The sequence below is a fragment of the Brevibacillus borstelensis genome, assembly GCF_037834415.1.
GTDB classification, from domain to species: Bacteria; Bacillota; Bacilli; order Brevibacillales; family Brevibacillaceae; genus Brevibacillus; species Brevibacillus borstelensis_A.
This window is the reverse complement of record NZ_JAUMSJ010000036.1, coordinates 1-19,217: the sequence shown is the minus strand read 5'-3', so window position 1 is coordinate 19,217 and position 19,217 is coordinate 1. Positions and strand designations below refer to the sequence as shown.

Sequence of the window (19,217 nt, the reverse complement as noted above, 5' to 3'; positions counted from 1 at the left end):
GTGGTATTCTTGGCATCCTAGGCATTACTTGGCCCCCTGAGAATCTTTTTTTTAAAAACCGAAGAAAACCTCTGCTCGCTAAAGAAGCATGTTCCCAGACGGACGCCTGTGGAGCCCTGCCCAGCTTCGCAAGCAAGCTCGGGGAACAAAAGCGCAACCTATGAGTAAACGGCGAAGCTGCGCGCCGTTTTGCGCTTTCCCGAGCTTGCTTGCGAAGCGGACAGTCCCCGCTTCCTCGCAGGGCGGAGCCGAAGGTAGTCTGGGAACATGCTTCTTTCACTGCAGCCACGGGCTATTTTCAGGACATATGCAAAAAAGCAAGCCGATGACCGGCTTGCCGTCTAAAACCCCAATATTTGTCGAAATGAACTCGCATAAGACTGGCTGACAGGCACACGGGTGCGCTGCTTGTCTTTCATTTCTAACAGAAACGTGGAATGGAAGTGCGGATGGATATAGCCAATCGCCTCCAAATTGACCAGAAACGAGCGATGGCAGCGAATAAAGCTGGCGGGCGACAGCATCTGCTCCAGCTCTGACAGGCTGAAACGGTTGGCATACGAATCAGACGCCGTATGAAGCAGCGTTTTGCCTTCCTGCGAGCGGATGTAGATGATATCGGATACCGGGATGGGCAGCCATCCATCCTCTCCTTTGCCGATCAGCACTTTTGGCTCCGGCACAAAGCCGGTAAAGGGCAGGAGCTGCTTGGAGTAAATCGCCGTGATGCAGCCTTCCACGTGGCCGCTGCGAAGCAAAGGAAGGGAAACTCCGTAGTACGGGACGCCAAAGACTCCGCTTTCCACATACTGCGATACCTTCTGCCCGGCCGTCAGGGCTCGATAAGTCGCTGATCCTTCACGCACCTGATCTCCGGGTTTAATTTTCAGATCGATGCTTGGGCTCGGCTGATAGTAGACATAGCGACCCCCTTCTGAAATCGCAACAGAAACGCCGTCCGGTATAACCTCTCCGATCATTTGCAGTAATTCGGGCACCAATGTTTTCTCCATAGTTCATCCCTCTGCATTCTGTTTCTCCTCTCTATTAAACCACAATTTTGCCTGTTGTGAGCACGAGACACGCAAATGACACAGATGCATTCTGATGGAAAATCAGGCAGAAAAAAAGCCGGCATTGCACGAGGCAACACCGGCGGAACGTCTCCCAGGCACGGAAGCGTGCGAAGCTTCAGGCATCCAGTCCCCGATCAGGATGATTTGCGCTTGGGCACCGACGCGTCGTCGTATTTGTATTCTTTTTCCCAGAAATCCGCATCCTTGATTCCCAGCTTCACCGGATCGAACACCGGGTCTTTTCCTGCTTTTTTCTGAGCCTCGTAGTCCTTCAGCACCTTAAGCGCCGGTCCCGACAGAAGGAGAATGGCGATGACGTTCAACCAGGCCATGCTTCCGACCCCGATATCGCCAAGCGTCCAGGCAAGGCTGGCCGATTTCACGCTTCCGTAGAACACGACACCGAGAATCACTACCTTCAGCGCATATTGCGACCAGATGCGTTTCGCTTTCCGGTTCAAGTAAGCCAGATTGGTCTCAGCCATATAGTAGTACGCCATGATCGTGGTAAACGCGAAGAAAAGCAGCGCGATCGCAACGAACGGGGCACCGAATCCGGGCAGTACCGATTCGACTGCCTGTTGGGTGTAAACAGGCCCCGGCTCCACATCGCCCAGTTTGTTTACGATCGCCGGCGCTCCTTCAGGCGTGACATTGTACATCCCTGTAAAGAGAATCATGAAAGCGGTGGCCGTACAGACGAACAGCGTATCGACATAAACGGAAAACGCTTGGACAAGCCCTTGCTTCGCCGGGTGGGAAACTTCCGCCGCAGCCGCCGCATGAGGGGCTGTTCCCTGTCCGGCTTCGTTGGAGTAAATCCCGCGTTTTACCCCCCAGGCAATGGCCGAACCGATGATGCCTCCGAAAGCGGCGTCGACCCCGAAAGCGCTTGTAAAAATCAAGGACAGAACAGCAGGCAATTGAGAAATATTCAGAATGACAATGAATAAGGCAACCAGAATATACCCGAGCGCCATGAATGGCACCACGATCTGGGCAACGTTCGCGATCCGTTTCACGCCGCCAAAAATAATGAATGCAAGTACAGCCATAAGGAAGACGCCTGTAATCGCCGGATGAAGCCCAAATGCGTTTTCCATCCCTGCGGCAATGCTGTTGGCCTGAACGCCTGGCAAGAGCATGCCTGTAGCGATAACCGTCACGATGGCAAACAAGACCGCGTACCATTTCACCTTGAGACCTTTTTCAATGTAGTAAGCAGGTCCGCCCCGGAACTGGCCGTCTTGTTTTGTCTTGTACACTTGACCAAGCGTCGCCTCGACAAAACCGGACCCGGCGCCCAGGAAGGCGATCAGCCACATCCAAAATACCGCCCCCGGACCACCGTATGCGATGGCGGTTGCAACACCGGCGATATTGCCGGTACCGACACGGCCGGACAACGCCATGGACAATGCCTGGAAGGAGGAAACCCCTGCGTCGGAGCTTTTTCCATCGAACATCAATTTGACCATGTCCTTGATGTGCCTGACCTGCATAAAGCGGGTTGCAAGCGAGTAGAACAGTCCCGCTCCCAGACACAGATAAATTAATCCCTGGCTCCAAATGATGCCGTTTAACCAGTTAACGAACGCCTCCAAAAAATGACCCCCTCTTCACAATGATTATATGATCTTGTTTAATTATAAAATATTGACTATATTCAAACAACTGAAAATGTTTTCAGTTAACAAAAAATATGTTGTTCAGTCTATAGAAGCATCGAAGCTTCGTTCACTTACCCGGAAGAGAAGTAAACAATGAAGTCATTTACAAACTTTGGGTTTCAACAGAATAGATAAATAAGTTAGCCGCCTAGATCTTCAGATCAAGGCGGCTACTTCTTTTACTATGCCAAAACGCTACCGATCATTCAACTCCCCTTGGAGTTTTATCTTTTTTTATTTTTATACAAAGTGAAAATAAGCAAAGCAGTATTTAAAATAAGCAATCCAATGAGCAAGTAATTCGTTGTATTTAAGTTTGAATTCAAAGAAGCAATTTCACTTTTAACTTCTAATAACGAATTACTTGTTTTGTCTCCTGCTTCCCGAATACTTGCAGAAAAAGCGTTCAAATACTGGTGTAGGTTTGTAAAATCAATCTCGTTTTTTCCCATGATAACCATCCTTTTTTTAAAAAATTTGGTAATTATTTTAAATTTTCGTTGGCGCGGGCTACTACCAAATTATACTATATGAGTGAAAGTTATGTAAAAAAGTTGGGAGTGTATTGCATTATGAGACTCACTAAATTCAAATCGCTTTTTGCAAGTTTGTTGTGTGGTGCATTAGTTTTATCTGCTGCTGGATTATCTGCTCATGCAGCAGATGGTGTTCAAAAAGTCCAACTTAAATTGACCTCTGTTGAAATTGAACTGACCCCTGAAGTTGAAATGGTTCGGAGCGAAACTGAAAACTCTGCAACAATTGAATTAATTGACAAACAAACTGGTGAAGTAACTACTTCATATTCTGAGGTAATCGAAGAAGTGATCCCCGCGTCTGGCAAAGGAAAGAATGTCCTTGCATCTGATGGAACTTATACTATTGTAACTACTAAAAAGGAAAGAAAGGATGGTCCAGTAAACACGCAATTGTCCGCAAAGTTGAAAATCTACATTAATGGCTCTTTTAAACAAATTAATTCAATTGAGAGTACAGAGATGAAGATCACCAATTCTAATTCAGCTACGCTAGAAGACAAAGATGTAGTGGCAATCTCAACTACCGACAAATTTCCAACTCACACAGTTGAGATTAGCGGAAGTGCTACAATTACGTATACAAGTACTAATTCTTCAAGTGCATCAGGATCTTTTAGTGCATCGGCACTAACCGCAGCCGGATTTGAGGTTTCATACACTGGTTCTAAAGGATGGGAGTACTACGCTCGCAAAGCTATCGAAATGGGCCTTCGTTACAGCGTTAAATAGGCAAAGGAACAAGCTCAGTACCTCTTGAGGTATTGAGCTTGTTATTTATCATAAAAGACACTTAATATTCCGAATAGAGTGAATAAATAACAACATCTTTCTCATACTGAATTATATAATTTGAATCCTGAACATCAAATTAATGAAGTCATCGTCTTCAAAACTCATTACGAGACACGACAAGTCATCTATTCTGGGCTTGGGTGAAAAAGTAATTATATACTTGATTTTTCTAGTTCTAGCTTTAATTGTGCCAACAACTCAAACTGTCGATTCTTTACAAACTCAGCTTTGATCAGCCTAAAGGTAGCCTCCACGACTGCATCTTGGTTCAACAAGTCCACGAGCAAGCAAATATAGTGCCATTTGTTTGCAACCCGAACGTAAGTCAAATCACTCACAACGGTTTCCAGTGGTTCCTCTTTGACAAATTCGCGGTTCAATTCATTCTGGAACGGGGAATCGTTGCATAACGACACATGTATGTCCCCCATTGGAAAAACCCCCGCGTTTTACCGATGATGACTTTAGGGGGTACATTTTAATGCCAGCAAAGAAAGGACAGTAGCTTCAGCAATACAGGAAGTGCCTAAAATGCAGGCAATTCAATGCAGCTAGAGGGTATCCTCTTTTTAGAATCAATTCTTCTTCCGACAAGCCACTCCTTGTGAGCGCAAACAAAAAACGGTCCCCGCAGAACCATCTGCAAGAGACCGATTTGGTTTATTTTTCTTCAACTGAAGTTACTGTCCAATCCCTTTGAGAGGTATTGGATATACCTTCCGGAGAGGATAACTGTTTCTTGGCGGTATTTTCCTCTACTTCCGTGATGACTACCTTTACCGATTTTCCCTTGCCCTCGTCTCGCTGAAAAAGGAGAATGGTTTCACTTACATCTTCTTTTGCCAAAAGGATCGGCACCAAATCCCCGGGTTCTCTGACGCTGTTGAGCGCATGCAACATGACGTCCCTGTATTCCGCCCGATCATCTAAAGGAAATTTATCAAGCAAAATGCCTTGGTCGAAGTAATCGTATTGAGTGTATTGTTCCATGTCAACATCGAACTTTTTAGCTGATTCTTCCCATGAAGCTGTCAGCTTTTTGTTCAATTTGTCAGAGCGTTTGTGCACGATGCTGTCCTTAGATTGAACAAGATTGACTTTGTGTTCGTCTTTATTGGCAAAGACATAGGCGCCGGTTGAGCTTGCTATTATTGCACTCAATACGAAAAAAGATGCGATTGATTTTTTACCAATCATATCGAAATCCTCCTGTATGATTATAAGTAAGTTACAATCTGTAAGCCCATCTTGATAGATCTTGACATACACCTTGCCGTATAAATACCCCTTACAGTAATTTCCTCTATCATAGAAGACGAAATGAGCAATGACTCGTTTCACAAATTTTTCCTTGGCATGTACTTGTCAACTTTCCATTATCGACCATTGCAGATTCTGAAGAATAGCTTGAAAATGGCATATACCTAAGCTCCCGGCACTCAAATAAAAAAATAACCCGCAAGAGGCGCACTTTTTAAGTGTCCGTCTTGCGGGCTATAGTGCAGGCCAAAGAGCCTGTTTTTTTATCTATTCTTTCATCTTAGCTTTTTCAAAAGCTTTTCCAAATTCATTTGCGTCCCAACATTAATTAGTGTCCAGACGGCAACGCCAGACCGATCCGCTCGATCAGCTTTTGACTTTCTTCATTCAAACCCTCGATGGCGATCTCTTTGCCTGCCTGCTCGTAAGCAGCGACTACCTTGGCAATAGCCGTTACCGCCGATTGGTCCCACACATGAGAATGCCGGAAATCGACGACGACGCGATCAGGGTCGGACTGGACCTCGAACTGCTCGACAAAATGACTCATCGTTCCGAAGAACAGCTGTCCGGAGATCGTGTATACCTTGACTCCGTTTTTGTCGTACAGAACATTCGTCTTCAAACGGGCCATTTTCCAGCCGAATACGAGTGAGCTTATGACCACACCGGCAATCACGCCCTTGGACAGATCGTGCGTAGCTGCCACAGTCGCCACGGTGACGATCATCACGACGGCGTCGCTGAACGGCACGCGGCGCAAATTGACGAGCGACTTCCAGTCGAACGTGCTGATGGAAACCATGATCATCACACCCACGAGCGCGCCCATCGGAATTTGCTTCACGACATCGCCCAGCACCATGATCAAAAACAGCAAAAACAGTCCGGCCCACCAGCGTAGACAGCCTTCCGCGGCCTCCCGATTTGACATTGATCACCGACTGGCCGATCATGGCGCATCCGGCCATTCCGCCGAAAAATCTGGTGACGATGTTGGCGATCCCCTGCCCTTTTACTTCCCGGTTCTTGTCGCTTTTGGTCTTTGTCATTTCATCGATGATCGTCGCCGTCAAAAGCGATTCCAGAATCCCGACGAGGGCCAGTGCAAAGGAATACGGGAAGATGATCGTCAGGGTCTCCCAGCCAAGCGGAACATCCGCGATATGGAATACCGGCAGCGACCGTGTGATTTGGCCCATATCGCCTACTGTCCGCACATCCAGTCCAGCATAGATGGCCAGTACCGTCATCACGATGATCGCAACCAACGGAGCGGGTGCGCCGCTGCGCCATAAAGATCAAGAACGCCAGCGCGTTGACGAAGCCGATCATGACCGATTGCGGCACAAAGGTGATCAACCTGCCGATCTTGATCACGCCCATCATGAACTGGAGAACTCCGGTCAGCACCGTCACGGCAAACAAGTACTCGATGCCATGATCTTTGACCAGCATGACCATCAACAGGGCCATGGTGCCGTACTCTGCCCAAAACTTTTTCGCGGTCAACAAAAAAGCCCGTCCCTCTAACAATTGGAACGGACTCATGACAGTCTGCACACTTGCTTCATTTTCTTCCTACTTTTTGCAACACGGCTTCTTTTTCGCTTTCATGCAGCAGCTCATTGGCCATCGGGATCAACATCAGATTTTCTTTGCTCAGATGGTCCCAAACGAGTTGCCAAGCCTCTCGTATCAAAGCAATCAGCTGACGGCTGCCCTGTTTGGCCAACTGACAGCTTTCCGTTTCTGACTGAAGTCGCAAAAGGGTGGCGCGAATGCTATCGTGCTCTTTTTTCATCGCCGACACCGGGTGAGCCAGGGCAGGATTCGCTTGCGTAATCAAAGGAAACAAAATTTCTTCCTCTTCACAGAAGTGGCGGAGCGCCCTTTGCACCAGATCGGCTGTCAGGGCCGCAATCTGCTCCCCCTTTTCCCCGTCCCAGCCGGAACCGGAGTATAGAAGCTTTTTCAGCGTTTCCAACTGCTGCAACAAATGGTCATGTTCTCCGCGAAAGTATCGCAGCAATGTCGCACATCCCCCCTTTCCGCAAATCCATGATAGGCCATGTTCCCAGCCTCCATAGTGAGGATTGTCACATTTTGCTCATAAACGGAAGATTTTTCTTGAAATGTGACTGTAGTCACTGCATGGAAACAAGCCATGTCGATAAAATAGTTTGGACTACTCGGAATTATCGACGTCTGCTCGTATGAAATGGGGGAGCGCGATTGACTAGAAGCCTTACCTTTGTCCAACAGATCTCGCCTGACTTTCTGGAGAAGCTGTACACCCTCGCCACAGAAAGACATTTCTCGGCCGGAGCCGTTCTCTATATGGATGGCGACCCTGCCGAATGCCTCTATCTGATCTCGTCGGGGCAAGTAAAGCTGACGAAAACCACGGTCGACGGAAAAGAGCTTACGCTGCAAGTATTCGGCGCAGGCGAGCTCGTCGGGTTGGCCGGTCTGTTTGAAGTGGAGCTGGTCCACACCGCCAGCGCAGCGATGCTGGAAAATGGCGTAGTTAGAGCGATCCCACGCTCTGGTCTGGAACAGCTTTTGATGAAAAACGGGGAGTTTTGCGTCGACTTCATGCGCTGGATGGGAATCATGAACCGGCGCATGCAATCTAAATTTCGCGACTTGCTGTTAAACGGGAAGGTCGGGGCCTTGTATTCCACGTTGATTCGGATGTGCAACACATATGGAGAAGAACGCCCCGAAGGAATCTATATCAACCTCTCTTTGACCAACCGCGACCTGGCTCATTTTATCGGCTTGACCAGGGAAAGCGTAAACCGGATGCTGTCTGACCTGAAAAAACAGCAAGTGATCGATTTGCTGCCGCAAGGGCATATCCTGATCAAGAATTTGCCCTATCTGAAAGAAACGATCTGCTGTGACGACTGTCCGCCGGAAATTTGCCAAATGTAGCTGCCATAACCAAGCACCCTGCCGTGTCAATCGGCAGGGTGTTCGATTGCCTGGCAAGCCAGTCGCTGCAGCCCTCTTCCTACTGTCTTCCCCGCTCTCTCCGATAAATCATGAACGCAAGCGGAAACAGCGCAAGGTTTACTGCAGAAAGCAAGAGACTTGCTTCATAGCGTTCGGCGAAGTACATATTCACCGTATACTGTGTACAGATAATACTCCCCAAGAGGACCAAAGTCAGCAGGATGACGCCTCTGGCACTATGTTTCATACGGTTTCACCCCGATTGCGTAAATATTGCCCTCTTCAAGCTCCAGCTCTATTTCCGGCAGCGCCCTTCTCGGCGGCCCGGCTAGCGGCTCTCCGGTCATGACGTCAAATTTGCCGTGGTGACACGGGCATAGCAGTTCGTTTTTTTCCGCACTCCAGAACACGGGACACTTTAAATGCGTGCAGGCATTTTGGTAGGCCCTCCACTCGTCTTCTCCTACCCGTACCAGAAGCGCCCCTTCGTGGTCGTCCGGATAGGAGAACTCCACCGCCTCCCCCGGTTTCAGCGCAGCCGCCTCGGCGATTTTTTTCCGCGGGTATTTCGCGCTTCCCGGCGAAAGCAATTGTTTCGCAGCCAGCGTCCCCCAAGGCAAAGTGGAGACTGCGAACAATCCGACACCGCCTAATACCGTTTTCATAAATGCTCTGCGGTCCAGTGAACGTTCATTGGACCTGTGTATATTGTGGGTATAATTATCGTCCCGTTCCGGCACGTTGCTTCTTTTGTCTTCCCTCATCCTGTCCATCCCCCTTTTCCAAACATGGCTTTGTTAGGCGCCTTGGACTTGGCAGCCTTTGCATCCATTGAGCACCCGTATCGCTTGTCGCCTGCATTCAAATCTTGCCATGCTGCGCTAAAAGAGCTTCTCTCTTCCCTGCAGAATACCCGGCAAACTGATTCTCACGTTTGTCTCGCCCTCAAGCGGATTGAACGGCTGGCTGGCGACCCATTTGCCGTTGGCCAAACGGTGCTGCTCCTGCTTCAAGGCAAGCTCCGCTTCGTCGATCCATTGCAGGGTATTGGTGGGGCAGACGGATGCGCACATAGGCGGAATGCCGTCCTTGGTCCGGTCGTAGCAGAGATCGCATTTGTACATCAGGTTTTGCTCCTGGTCAAATTTCGGAATGCCGTAGGGGCAGGCGATCGTACAGTTCTGACAGCCGATGCATTTCTCGACCAGCGCCGAGAGGACAGCGCCGTTGTCGGCGATCTGGATCGCTTGCGCCGGACAGCTGCGGGCACAGGCCGGATTGACGCAATGCAGGCACATCAGCGGGATTGTTTGCCGCGTGTGAAACGGATCGACGTCCATCACGTAGTTGCGGTTGCGATTGTCATGGCCGCCGCATTGGGTGCAGGCAGCCAGGCAGCTTCGGCAGCCGATGCAATTGTCCATTTCGATGTAGAGCACGTGCTTACCCATGGCGGCGTTCCTCCCTGTCCAGCTTGATGATTTGTGCGGCACAAGCCTTGAATTCCGGCATTTTGCTGTACGGGTCGAGCGCCGGATTGGTCAAAAGGTTAATCGATTCATGCTTGCCCCAGTGATAAGGGACAAAGACCGTATCCGGGCGGATCGCCGCGATGACTTTTACCTTGTAGGGAGCTTCTCCCCGCCGGGTTTTCAGCAAGACTGTCTCTCCGTTTTGAATGCCGTATCGTTCGGCTGTCTCGGGATGAACCTCCAGCAGCGGGTCCGGGTACATGGCGTGCAAAAACGGGATGCGGCGCGTCTGGTTTCCCGACAGGTAGTGGTACACCACGCGGCCTGTCGTCAAGCGCAGCGGATACTCCTCATCCGGCTCCTCGGCGGGAGGCCGGTACGGCAGCGCGCAAATTTTCGCCTTTCCATCCGGATGGTAGAACTTTTTGTCCAGGAACAGATGGGGCATCCCTTGGTCTTCTTCAGAGACACACGGCCAAAAGACGCCGTTGTTTTTCTCGATTTTCTCGTAGGTGACGCCGGAGTAGTCAGCCACCCCTCCCTTGGAGACGCGGCGCAGCTCGTCGAAAATATCCTGCGGGTCCTGTAAATGCTCAAAATACTGTCCGCGCCCCAGCCGTTTGGCAAGCTCGACCTGGATCCACCAGTCCGGCTTCGACTCGGCGTACCATTCCTGCGCCTTTACGTGGCGGATGATGCGTCCCTCCAGATTGGTCGTCGTGCCGTCGTCCTCGGCCCACGTCGTCACAGGCAGCACCACATCGGCGTATTCGGCCGACTCGGACAGGTAGAAGTCGCAGCAGACCATGAAGTCGAGATTTTGCAGCGCGGCGCGGACATGGTTCTGGTTGGGCGCGCTGACGGCCGGATTGGAGCAGAGCAGGTACAGCCCGCGAATCGTTTTGTCCAGCATCAGTCCGAACATTTCGTAGGCGGAGACCCCTTTTTGCGGCATCTCCTCTACGGGGATTCCCCAGGCGCACGCCACTTCCCTCACGTGCTCCGGGTTGTCCATCTTGCGGTACCCGGGCAGTTGGTCCGCTTTTTGCCCGTGCTCGCGTCCGCCCTGTCCGTTTCCCTGTCCGGTAAACGTAGCCACGCCTGATTTCGGCCTGCCGATTTTGCCTGTGACCAGCGCCATGTTGGTGTAGGCCGACACGTTGTCCGTCCCCTTGGACTGCTGCTCGGCTCCGCGGCAAAACATGACGATCGCTTCCGGCGCCTTGCCGTATATGTCGGCGGCCCGGATGATTTTCGCTGTGGCGATCCCGGTAATTTCGCTGACGTATTCCGGGGTGTATGCCTCCAGAAGCTCTTTGGTCTCTTCGAAGCCATTGGTGTGGTTGCGCACGAATTCCTCGTCCACGTACCCGTTTTTGATCAGCAGATGGACGATCCCGTTTGCCAAAGCCAAATCGGTGCCGGGCCGCAGATCAAGATGGATGTCCGCCCGGCGGGCAAGCGGAGTCTCGCGCGGGTCGGCGACGATCAGGTAGCCGCCACGGTTCTGCACCTCCCAGATGCGAAACATGCTGGTCGGGTGGCATTCGGCTGCATTGGAGCCGGCGATAAACAGGCAGTCTGTCTGATGCAGGTCCGTCCAAGGAACGGTAGAGCCCCGGTCGATGCCCAGACTGCGGTTGAAACCGGCTGCAGCCGACGACATGCAGAAACGTCCGTTGTAATCGACATAGCGGGTTTGCAGCGCGACTCTGGCGAATTTCCCTGTCAGATAGCATTTTTCATTGGTCATGGAAACGCCGGAGAAGACAGACAAGCTGTCTTTGCCGTATTTCCCCTGCAGCTCCCGGAACCGGTCTGTGATCAGGCTCAGGGCTTCTTCCCACGAGACCTCCTCGAATCCCTCCGGTGTCCCTTTTAAAGCCGGATTCCTTCGCACCAGCGGCCGCTTGATCCGGTCGGGGTGGTTTACTTGCTGGTAAGCCGTCACTCCTTTGGGGCACATTTTGCCGAGGTTGACCGGAAAATCGTAGCGCGGCTCCACGCCGACAATCGTATTTGTTCTCGTATCCACTCTCAGCTTCATCCCGCATTGCATCCCGCAGTAGCAGCAATGCGTGGACACCAGCTTTTCATGCGGGTGAACGACGTTTTGTATTTCTTTGAAAAATTTATCCGTTTGCATGCTGATTCGCCTCCTTGGCGGCTATCTGGTGTGTCGGGATACCGGTAAACCGGAACATGCGGTATTTGCGGCGGCAGGGGAGACATAATTCAGCCAGATGGTACCCGTACTCCGTCTGAAAGGACAGGTCGTTTTGGGCCAGCACCTCGATCACATCGGCAGATTGTTCCGCGGAGACGAAGCCTGCTCCGCACGCCTTGCACGCCTTCTGCTCCCTCGCCCCGTAGTGCTCCCGGTAATTGCGCGCCAAGACGCTCATCGGGCGGAAGGGGATGTGCGCCAGTTTGCCAAACGGCAGATAGATCAGCGTCACGATCACGGCGAATTGGTGAATGATCGTAAGCACCGGATGCCCAACCCCTCCGGCAAACATGTTGACCCCCGTCAGCGCAAGTCCCGTCACACTGACGAACAGCAGCATGTAGAGCGGCAGAAAATCGTAAAAGAAGGTTTGTTCCGCGCGGGCCTGCATGTTCTTGAGGCGGCGGTACAGCGCCATGCAAACGCCGGCAATAACCATGAAGGCGGAAATATTCAGCGCATTGTAAAACAGGTAGGCGAGCAGCCCGTCCGCTTTGATTTTCATGACGTCGATGCCCATCGCGACGACGTGGTAGTAGCCGTTGTCTTCCATCGTGAAGTACATCCAGCCAAACACCAGCGGGAACGTGACAAGCGCCGACAGGATGCAGCCCCACCCCACCAGGAAGTGCTGCGTCCAGCGAAACCAGCCGCGATTCCAGACAAAGCGGTACGTGAGCAGATGCTCCGCTGACGTCTTGCTCGTGCCGCGGCGAAACAGCAGCTTCAAGCCTTTTTTCAAAATCAGCCTGGTGGGCGGCCGCTCCGCCCAGGCGGAGAAACGATACAGAAATCCGCCGATGAACACCAGCGTTCCGACGATGTAGCCGTACAAGGCCAGGTCGATATGTGTAAAGAACCGAGATCCCAGGTAGCTCGCCACAAAAAGGATGAAGACGATGACAAAAGCCCTTTGAGCCAGTTTGGAAGCAAAAGCGCGGTTCACGGGAAACCCTCCTTCTTTTTCGGGAACGTTCGTCTTTCTTGACGGCTCCATTCTATCAACCCGGCTTTTTCGCTGTTGTGATGTTTGTCACTTGCAGCCGCCCAGGACGGCCACTTTTGGCGAAAACTCCTTGTTTTGTCATTGCTTTTTCACGAAGCGAAAGGGGCCTCGCATCTCCAGGTGCAAAAAAAGACAGGCGCGTACAACCGCCTGTACGAACCTGTCTTCTGTATTGTTTTCCTTTGTCTTTTGTCCGATAGCCTTTGCTTGCTGTCCGCCAGTGCCTTTGCCTGCCGTTCTTTTTTGCCTTTCCCTGCTGCTCGTTATTGCCTCGTCTCCTGTCCTTCCGTATCTTTGTCTCCTGATGGGGATCGCCTTAGCCTCTCCCCTATCGCGCTTTCGCCTACTGCCCTTTTTGCCTTTGCCTCCTCTTTCGACTTATTCCGAAACTGGTTCCTTACTCGTCAAGCTCCGTAATATATCGCCGCCCTCTTCACCTGCAAGCCTCGCTTTCCCTTTGTATGGTCACATCGCTGAACATCCCCGCATAGTACTTCACTTCTCCGGCGTCATTGCGGATCGCGCTGATCGTGAGCCACTCCAGAAACAGGCCGTTGTCCTTCCGCTTGTTCCATATCTCGCCTGCCCAATACCCTTGCTCCTCAATCGCTTTCCACATCCTGTCGTAGAACGCCCGATCTTGTCTTCCGGACTTGAGGATGCTGGGGTTCTTGCCGATGACCTCCTCTCTTTTATATCCGGTCACCTGCTCAAACGCGGGATTCACAAACGTAATGACTCCTTTTTTATCGGTGACCACGATCGCCTCCACCGTGTTCTCCACGATGCTTAGGGCGAGCGTAAGCCGGTCCTGATAGTACATCCACATCACGATGATGAAGCAGCAGAGGGCTACCTGGGACAGCGCCATGAAGCCGATCGCATAATGACCAGTCAGGTTGAAAAGCATGGTCAGCATCAGCGGCGGGAAGAAACCGCCCAGACCGCCCATGGCGGAAACAATTCCGTTCACAATTCCCGCCTGCTTGGAAAAATACATCGGAACCAGCTTAAAGACAGCTCCGTTTCCGATACCCGCGCACAGCGCTATTACCAGGCAGCCTGCCGTATACAGCTGGATCGATGGCGAGAAGGACAGCAGGATGCCTGCCGCCGTCATTCCGGCAAAAACGGCCATCAGCACCTTGAACGAATCCCAGCGGTCGCCCAGCCACCCGCCGACTGGACGGGCCAGTGTAGCCAGCACGATAAACCCGGCCGTCCGCAGCCCCGCGTCCACTTTGTCCAGTTCAAAATGAGCGACCAGAAAATTGGGCAAATAAACGGTAAACGCCACAAACGAGCCGAACGTAACGAAGTAGAAGAGGCTTAAAAACCAGAGCCTTTCGTTTTTATAGACGCTTTTGATCTGCTCCTTCAAGGAAACGGTTACCCGCGGCTCCGCTTTATCGCCGAGCAGCAGATTCAGCGCTGCGAATCCTGCGAGCAGCACCATGTACAGTTGAACCGTCGCGGACCATCCCCAATAACTCGCGATTACAGGTGCCCCGAAAGCGCTGATCGCTGTTCCGGCATTGCCCATTCCGTAAATTCCGTTGACGGCACCCAGTTTTTCCTTTGGATAATACTTCGGAAGCGAAGTGACCCCAACGGAAAACACGGCGCCGGAAATGCCGAGAAACAATCCCCCGATCATCAAGTCGGCGGCACTCGTGGCCCGGCTGACGAAGTACACGGGGGCCAACAGGATCAAAAAGCTGATCGCAAACAGCAGCCTCGCCCCGTAGCGATTCGCCAGATAGCCGACCGGAATTCGCAGCAGGGAACCGAGTAAAACGGGTATGGCCGTAATCCAGGCGATTTGCCCCTGTTCAAGCGACAAGCTTTCTTTCATAAACGGCATCAATGATGACAGGATCACCCAAACCATGAACCCGACAACCAGACTCGCGGTCTGCAGCGGCAATTGTATTTTCTTTACCATGAGCATCATCCTCCTTGAGGAAGTTACACTCTCATGGTACTTGAATTGGGAAACGGAGATTGTGATAAATCTCACAGGTGCGGGGCTGTCTCTTCATTTGCAAAAGACAAGCACAACAAAAAGGGGTGGCATGATGCCACCCCGTATGCTTGTGGGAGGGAAGTAGTTTGAAAGCACTCAGACGCGACTTGAACGATACGTCGTACTAGTTAGTTGCCGGAGCCTGTAGAAGCAGCGGGCTCAGGCGTTCCGCTTTCGGTCTTGCTTGCATCAGCAGCTCCGGACTTGGAATCTGCCGAGCCTGTTGACGCATCAGACGAACCTTTCGACGCATCGGAAGAATCGGTTGTGGAATCCGATCCAGTCGATGCATCAGATGACCCCGGTGTCGAATCCGAAGCTCCCGTCGACGCGTCAGGAGTGGATTGGTCTTGGGAAACAGAACTATCTGTAGACTGATCAGTTTCGGTAGTGGAGGAAGAGCCAGGGGTCGTTGCGCTTCCATCTTGCTGTGTCGCCGGTTCCGGATTGCTGGTCGGGCTGGAGCAAGCCACCAAGCTGCCGGACAAAAGAAGAGCGACTGTTGCCAAGGATATCCATCTTTTGTTCATGAATGAACTCCCCTTTCCTGTCTTTAAACTTTGTGACTTCTTTCGGCCACATGTATATCGTAGCTGGGAATGATGATCATCCTGTGAGGAGAGTGGGAAAAAACCATGAACAAAATATGAAAAAACTATGACCTCTTCGGCCTGTCAAGAGACCGACCGTTCGCAGTTTATTGCCGGAAGCCGGACGATGAACGTGCTGCCCTTGCCCGGCTCGCTTTCCAGCGTGACCTGTCCGTCATGGAGCTCAACCAATTCTTTGACAATCGCAAGGCCAAGCCCTGTGCCCTTGTTCTTCTTGGAACGGCCCCGATCCACCTTGAAAAAACGTTCCCAGATCCGTTCCTGATCATCTGCGGATATGCCGATTCCCGTATCGCTGACGGAGATTTCCACCCACTGCCCATCGCTTCGGGCTGAGAGACGAATCATCCCCTCATCGGTAAACTTGACCGCATTTTTCACGAGGTTTTTGAGTATTTGCATGATCCTGTCTTTGTCCGCGTACACTTTCGGAAGGCCTTTCGGTTGCTCCACTACGATTTCGATGCCCTTTTCTTCAGCTTCCGGGGTGAAGGAAAACGCAACCTTGTTCAAGAGCGCTTCCACATCGACAGGAAACTTCGCCAACGTCACTTCATTGTTCTCCAGCTTCATCAAATCCATCAGGTCATCGACCAGCCGGCTGATGTGCAACGTCTCTGAATACATGACCGCGTAGTATTTCTGGCGCGCTTCCTCTTCCTCCACCAGCCCGTCCTGCAATGCTTCCAGGAAGCCTTGCATCGCCGTCAACGGCGTTCTCAACTCATGCGAAACGTTCGCCAGAAAATCGTTGCGGACCTGTTCCAGGTGCTGCCGTTCCTGTTCCACCCGCTCCAATTTGCCGGCGAGCGTATTGATCGTCTGGGCCAGATCGCCAATTTCGTCCGCAGTGTCCACCTGTACGCGCTCGGAGTAGTTTCCTCGCCCGATTTCCGCTGTCGTCCGCTCGATATTGCGCAGCGGCCTGGAAATGGACCAGGACAGATACGAAACCATTGCCGTAGACAAGAGGACGCCAAACAAGGTCGCCCACAAAATCGTTTCTCTCATCTGGGCGAAGGTTCGCTCTACTCCTTCGATAGGCGCATGCAGAATGATGCCCCCGTATACCTTTTCCCTCTTGCCCCAGGGTATGGCCACAGATAGCATCGGATCTTCCAAGCCTTCTATCTTTAATTCGGTAACCGCGTTTTTTCCTTTTAATACGGAATCTGCAATCGATCGGGCAACGGCTTTCCCCGTAAACACTTCGTCCTTCATGGAAGTCGCGACAATCTTGCCGTTTTGGTCAAACAGCCAGATGCGCATGTTAACAGATTCATCGAGCGAGGCCAGTTTTCCCAGCAGCGCCTGGTTGATCTCGTTGCTGTCTTGTATGGCGGCATTCACCCGTTTTGCCTGGCGAAGCATCTCTTCTTTTTGGGTACCATAGATGTACTCCTTGGCTAGAAAGGAGATCAGGATGCCGGAAAAGCCCAAGCCGATGAGAACCGTCGCCAGAAAGCTGAACAGCAGGCGGCGGAAGATGCTTTTTGACATCCCCATCATGCTTCATCCACTCCAAATTTGTAGCCGATCCCCCAAACGGTGTGGATGCATTCATAAGGAAGCGCCTGAAGCCTTTGCCTGATTTTTTTGACGTGCACGTCAATCGTGCGGGCATCTCCAAAATAATCAAAACCCCAGATCTGTTCCAACAATTGCTCGCGTGAAAACACAGTGCCCGGGGACTTGGCCATTTGCACCAGCAGGTCGAACTCCTTCGGGCGAAAATTGATTTTCTCTTCTGCCGCAAGCACCTCCCGTTTTTCAATGTCAATGACAAGCCGATCAAACGAAAGCACCTTTGCCAGATCCTCTTCTTGTCTTTCTCTCGGCTGCGTTCGTCTCAATATCGCCCGGATTCGGGCTACAAGCTCCCGTGGACTGAACGGCTTGGTCACATAATCGTCGGCCCCCAGCTCAAGGCCAAGCACCCGGTCGAATTCTTCATCTTTTGCTGTCAGCATGATAATCGGTGTGTCCCATTTCTTGCGGATTTCCCTGCACGCTTCAAAGCCATCCATATGGGGCATCATGACATCGAGAACGATGAGATCGGGAAGCTCCTTTTCCACAAGCTCTAAGGCCTGCTTCCCGTCGTTTGCCACCACTAAATCAATTTGTTGTTTGGAAAAGAACAACCGGATAATTTCGCACACATTCGGATCGTCGTCCGCGACCAACACTTTCGTATTTATCATCGGCAACAACCTCCCTTCTGTGGACAGTGCCTGCCATCCGTAAGCAGAAAACCATAAATTTTTATCATGGTAACATAGAATCGCTTGCTTGTGGACCTGCATAAGTCATGCCGCCATAGTATGATTCTCCAATCCTGGGTCATGCTGGATTATCTGGTATTTCCCTATTGTTTTTGAAAACAGCGGAATACGACAATCTTTCTCAGGACAGGCTTTCTTTATTGGCTTGGGATTTTCCTCGCTCTTTTTTCATCGAAAAAGGATGTGCCGATTCGCAGCACATCCCGTACACCTTTATTATTTCATGATCGTCAGCAATTTGCAAACACCGTGCTCAGCGTTCTCTCTTTCCCCCTCGGGCAGCCTGCTTAGCAGATCCAGCGCGGCATAAGGCACCTTTAAGGAATGCGGGTCGTTGTATGTTTTCCCCCAATATTCCGGTGCGAAAATCGACGTAAACGCTGGGGATTGCACCTGATCCCTCCGAACCTCCTCGGGCATCTGGCGGTTGAGATGCATTTGGATGCGGTGGTTCACCATTCCTGCATCGACCAAGTCCTTGTAGCCGAAGCGCTCCAGGTCGGTAAGCGCTTGCGCGAACGTAATGCTGTGCTCGGTCTCTCCGGCAAAAAAGTACATGACTCCGTTGATCTTTCTCCCTGCAGCCACTGTATGGAGTTCTCCGAATGTGCGCTGCGCCATATCCAATGTGTCCCGATATGGTGGAACAAATGGCCGGACGTCCTCTTCCGTCACGTCAAAGTAGTTATCGATGCCCCAATATCGGTCCTGCCTGTCCTCGGTTGTCGCTTCCAACACGTGTACCAGTCCGTCCACGACCTCAGCTGTGATGAGATCAGGGCGTTGCCGCAGCGCTTTTAGAGCGAGTACTCCCAAAGCCAATCCGTGTCCGGAAGTTCTCAGCTTCTCTGTATTCTTTTTGACCCCTGCTACGATGCGTTCAATCAGCTGCGGTTCTGCCTTTTTATCATGAAGCGGTACATACCATTCCGGGTTTTGTTGCCGAAAGCCTTCACAGATTCGCTCAATTCCTCGCTTTACATGCTCGGGCAAGTCATGCTCCTGATTCATAAAATAACCAGCCAGGAATGCAGCTCCAAAATGGGCATAAAACCAACCGTTTCGGCCCCCTCTCGCCATACCAATCAGACCCAACTCCAAGTATGAATCCAGACTTTGCATGGTAGCACGCTCCCTTCTTTTGGTAATTCCCATTATATAATATACATTTCTGTTTTTAAAGTATTAAAATTGTTTTTTGCACACAAAAAAAGCCTTGCTTCTCTCCCCCCGCAGGAGACAGGAAACAAGGCCTTTTGCTTCGCGCCTTCAAAACTGGATATGCATGTACT

General features: G+C 51.4%; 17 protein-coding genes and 2 pseudogenes. 2 read left to right on the top strand and 17 right to left on the bottom strand.

Annotated elements, in window-relative coordinates; translation table 11 throughout:
* Positions 1-341: 341 nt before the first annotated feature.
* The 3 genes from Q3F21_RS21640 to Q3F21_RS21630 form a co-directional block, all read right to left on the bottom strand.
* A complete protein-coding gene (locus Q3F21_RS21640) occupies positions 342-1,013 on the bottom strand; it encodes a LytTR family DNA-binding domain-containing protein (protein ID WP_340257721.1) in 672 nt (223 codons plus the stop codon).
* A gap of 197 nt (positions 1,014-1,210) precedes the next feature.
* The gene (locus Q3F21_RS21635; protein ID WP_340257719.1) at positions 1,211-2,680 is read right to left on the bottom strand and encodes an amino acid carrier protein; all 1,470 of its coding nucleotides are present in this window, start codon (positions 2,678-2,680) and stop codon (positions 1,211-1,213) included.
* Positions 2,681-2,970: 290 nt separating this feature from the next.
* Positions 2,971-3,198, bottom strand: a complete 228-nt coding sequence (locus tag Q3F21_RS21630; RefSeq protein WP_024983041.1) for a hypothetical protein — start codon at positions 3,196-3,198, stop codon at positions 2,971-2,973.
* Between the two features lie 120 nt (positions 3,199-3,318).
* On the opposite strand from Q3F21_RS21630, the gene Q3F21_RS21625 reads away from it, so the two are divergent.
* Positions 3,319-4,014, top strand: coding sequence for a hypothetical protein (locus Q3F21_RS21625; protein WP_340257715.1), 696 nt, complete (start codon positions 3,319-3,321; stop codon positions 4,012-4,014).
* Positions 4,015-4,247: 233 nt separating this feature from the next.
* Here Q3F21_RS21625 and Q3F21_RS27520 read toward each other — a convergent pair.
* The 4 genes and pseudogenes from Q3F21_RS27520 to Q3F21_RS21605 form a co-directional block, all read right to left on the bottom strand.
* A pseudogene (locus Q3F21_RS27520) lies at positions 4,248-4,484 on the bottom strand (hypothetical protein); the annotation flags it as partial.
* Positions 4,485-4,737: 253 nt separating this feature from the next.
* Positions 4,738-5,274: a hypothetical protein gene (locus Q3F21_RS21615; RefSeq protein WP_340257712.1), complete on the bottom strand. Its 537-nt coding sequence runs from the start codon at positions 5,272-5,274 to the stop codon at positions 4,738-4,740.
* A gap of 391 nt (positions 5,275-5,665) precedes the next feature.
* Positions 5,666-6,828 (bottom strand): annotated as a pseudogene (locus tag Q3F21_RS21610) (SulP family inorganic anion transporter); the annotation flags it as partial.
* A gap of 79 nt (positions 6,829-6,907) precedes the next feature.
* Entirely contained in the window at positions 6,908-7,369 is a 462-nt protein-coding gene (locus tag Q3F21_RS21605; RefSeq protein WP_340257711.1) for a hemerythrin domain-containing protein, read from the bottom strand.
* Between the two features lie 203 nt (positions 7,370-7,572).
* On the opposite strand from Q3F21_RS21605, the gene Q3F21_RS21600 reads away from it, so the two are divergent.
* Complete coding sequence (locus Q3F21_RS21600) at positions 7,573-8,277, top strand: Crp/Fnr family transcriptional regulator (protein WP_340257708.1); 705 nt, start codon at positions 7,573-7,575, stop codon at positions 8,275-8,277.
* A 79-nt stretch (positions 8,278-8,356) separates the two neighbouring features.
* Here Q3F21_RS21600 and Q3F21_RS21595 read toward each other — a convergent pair whose 3' ends face one another.
* The 10 genes from Q3F21_RS21595 to Q3F21_RS21550 all read right to left on the bottom strand — a co-directional run bounded on the left by Q3F21_RS21595 (position 8,357) and on the right by Q3F21_RS21550 (position 19,047).
* Positions 8,357-8,545 (bottom strand): hypothetical protein, encoded by a 189-nt coding sequence (locus Q3F21_RS21595; RefSeq protein WP_340257705.1) that lies wholly within the window; start codon positions 8,543-8,545, stop codon positions 8,357-8,359.
* On the bottom strand, positions 8,535-9,062 hold the full coding sequence (locus tag Q3F21_RS21590; RefSeq protein ID WP_340257702.1) for a Rieske (2Fe-2S) protein: 528 nt from the start codon (positions 9,060-9,062) through the stop codon (positions 8,535-8,537). The genes Q3F21_RS21595 and Q3F21_RS21590 overlap by 11 nt, the downstream gene beginning before the upstream one ends.
* 117 nt (positions 9,063-9,179) lie before the next feature.
* Positions 9,180-9,749 carry a 4Fe-4S dicluster domain-containing protein gene (locus Q3F21_RS21585; protein WP_340257699.1) on the bottom strand — a complete coding sequence of 190 codons (570 nt, stop codon included), beginning with the start codon at positions 9,747-9,749 and terminating at the stop codon, positions 9,180-9,182.
* Positions 9,742-11,916, bottom strand: coding sequence for a molybdopterin oxidoreductase family protein (locus Q3F21_RS21580; RefSeq protein WP_340257697.1), 2,175 nt, complete (start codon positions 11,914-11,916; stop codon positions 9,742-9,744). Before Q3F21_RS21580 ends, Q3F21_RS21585 begins: the two co-directional genes overlap by 8 nt.
* The gene (locus Q3F21_RS21575) at positions 11,903-12,943 is read right to left on the bottom strand and encodes a hypothetical protein (protein WP_340257694.1); all 1,041 of its coding nucleotides are present in this window, start codon (positions 12,941-12,943) and stop codon (positions 11,903-11,905) included. Before Q3F21_RS21575 ends, Q3F21_RS21580 begins: the two co-directional genes overlap by 14 nt.
* Before the next feature lie 493 nt (positions 12,944-13,436).
* On the bottom strand, positions 13,437-14,948 hold the full coding sequence (locus tag Q3F21_RS21570) for a nitrate/nitrite transporter (RefSeq protein ID WP_340257692.1): 1,512 nt from the start codon (positions 14,946-14,948) through the stop codon (positions 13,437-13,439).
* 209 nt (positions 14,949-15,157) lie between these two features.
* Entirely contained in the window at positions 15,158-15,559 is a 402-nt protein-coding gene (locus Q3F21_RS21565; RefSeq protein WP_340257690.1) for a hypothetical protein, read from the bottom strand.
* A 144-nt stretch (positions 15,560-15,703) separates the two neighbouring features.
* A complete protein-coding gene (locus Q3F21_RS21560) occupies positions 15,704-17,149 on the bottom strand; it encodes a sensor histidine kinase (protein ID WP_340257687.1) in 1,446 nt (481 codons plus the stop codon).
* Entirely contained in the window at positions 17,146-17,844 is a 699-nt protein-coding gene (locus Q3F21_RS21555; RefSeq protein ID WP_340257684.1) for a response regulator transcription factor, read from the bottom strand. Before Q3F21_RS21555 ends, Q3F21_RS21560 begins: the two co-directional genes overlap by 4 nt.
* 297 nt (positions 17,845-18,141) lie before the next feature.
* The gene (locus tag Q3F21_RS21550; protein ID WP_340257681.1) at positions 18,142-19,047 is read right to left on the bottom strand and encodes a hypothetical protein; all 906 of its coding nucleotides are present in this window, start codon (positions 19,045-19,047) and stop codon (positions 18,142-18,144) included.
* Between the last annotated feature and the right edge of the window lie 170 nt (positions 19,048-19,217).